The 1,811-nt window shown below is 66.2% G+C and carries 1 protein-coding gene and 1 pseudogene; both read right to left on the bottom strand.

Annotated elements, in window-relative coordinates; genetic code table 11:
• A pseudogene (gene asnB, locus AC04L7_RS17935) lies at window positions 1-504 on the bottom strand (asparagine synthase B); the annotation flags it as partial.
• 324 nt (window positions 505-828) lie between these two features.
• A partial coding sequence (gene dapE, locus AC04L7_RS17940) for a succinyl-diaminopimelate desuccinylase (RefSeq protein ID WP_475513599.1) occupies window positions 829-1,811 on the bottom strand: 983 nt, incomplete at its 5' end.

Genomic DNA, 1,811 nt, shown 5'->3' on the forward strand with positions numbered 1-1,811 from the left:
CAGCGCCTTCATCTCCGAGGCCACGCACAGGCGGCCTTCGCGATCATGGCCCCAGTACAGCGGGCAGACGCCGATCGGATCGCGTGCGATCAACGCACGTCCCGTCGCACGGTCCCACAGTGCGAACGCGAAGATACCGTTGAGGCGGTTGAGGAAGGAGGCCGGCGCATCTTCGCGATACAGCGCGTTGATGACCTCGCAGTCCGAACCGGTCTGGAAGGCGTAGTCCTGCGCCAGTTCGCCCTTCAACTCCCGGTGGTTGTAGATCTCGCCGTTGACCGCCAGCACGAGTGCGCCATCGGCCGAGCGCAGCGGTTGCGATCCGCCGGCCGGATCGACGATGGCCAGGCGCTCATGCACCAGGATGGCGCCGTCGTCGTGATACACGCCACTCCAGTCGGGGCCTCGATGGCGCTGCTTCTGCGATAGCTCAAGCGACTGCCTTCGCAGGGCCTGGACGTCGTCGCCGGGCTGCAGCCCGAAGATGCCGAAGATGGAACACATGGATGGAAGCTCCTGGGTGGGGTTCGAAATCGGGGGCCGGAAATGAAAAAACCCGCATCTCGCGATACGGGTTTCTGGAATCCGGCAGGTCTTTCGTTGCCTAGTCGCAGAGCCGCATCGCCCGCACCCCGTTGTTCGGGCGCAGGTTGTTGCGGTTGTAATTGATGGCGGCGCGACAGGGCATGGGGCGACCGTAACCGCTTCACCCGGACCTTGGCAAGTCCCGAAAAAGTTGCGCGTGCAACCACCCACTTCCTGCAGGAGCGCTCTGGGGCGCGACGCTTTCAGGAACCTGCGGAACAGGCAGTGCGCCCGAGGGCGCTCCTACGAATCCGCGCGAACCGGCAGCATCAGCCGCTCGAGCAGCTTCTGGTACAGGCCAGGCAGTGCCTCGAGATCCGTCACGCGGATGTKCTCGTCGAYCTTGTGGATGCTGGCGTTGACCGGTCCCACCTCGATGCACTCGGCGCCCAGCGGCGCGATGAAGCGGGCGTCCGACGTGCCGCCTGCGGTGCTTTCCTCCGGCGGCGCGCCGACGAACTCGCCCAGCACTGCGCGCGCGGTCGCACGCAGATGGCCTTCCGGCGTATAGAAGGGTTCGCCGCCGCGCAGCCACTGGATGCTGTAATCCACGCCATGGCGGCGGAGGATGCCCTCGATCTCCCGTTCCAGCCCTTCCGCTGTCCAGCTGGGATTGAAGCGCAGGTTGAACACCACCTGCAGCTCGCCCGGGATGACGTTGCTGGCACCGGTACCGGCGTTGATGTTGGAAATCTGCAGGCTGGTCGGCGGAAAGGTTTCGTAGCCTTCGTCCCACTGGCGCGCGGCCAGCTCGTCCAGTGCAGGCAGGGCCTTGTGGATGGGGTTGAGCGCCTTGTGCGGATACGCCACGTGGCCCTGCACGCCGTGCACGTTCAAGGTACCGGTCAGCGTGCCGCGACGACCCACGCGCAGCAGGTCACCCAGCGTTTCCTTCGAAGACGGCTCGCCGGTGATGCACCAGTCGATGCGCTGCCCGCGTTCGCGGAACAGCTCGGCGACTTTCTTCACCCCATCGTGCGCGGGCCCCTCCTCGTCCGACGTGACCAGCAGGGCGACCGTGCCCGGATGGTCGGGATGCGCATCGACGAAACGTTCCAGCGCGATCGTGCATGCGGCCACGCTGCATTTCATGTCGGCGGTGCCGCGCCCGTAGAGCACGCCCTCGCGCACGGTCGGCACGAAGGGATCACTGGTCCAGGCAGACAGCGGACCCGGCGGCACCACGTCGGTATGTCCGAGCAGCACCAGCACCGGTGGGCCGGTTC

Source organism: Pseudoxanthomonas sp. LjRoot204_2 (assembly GCF_056175765.1).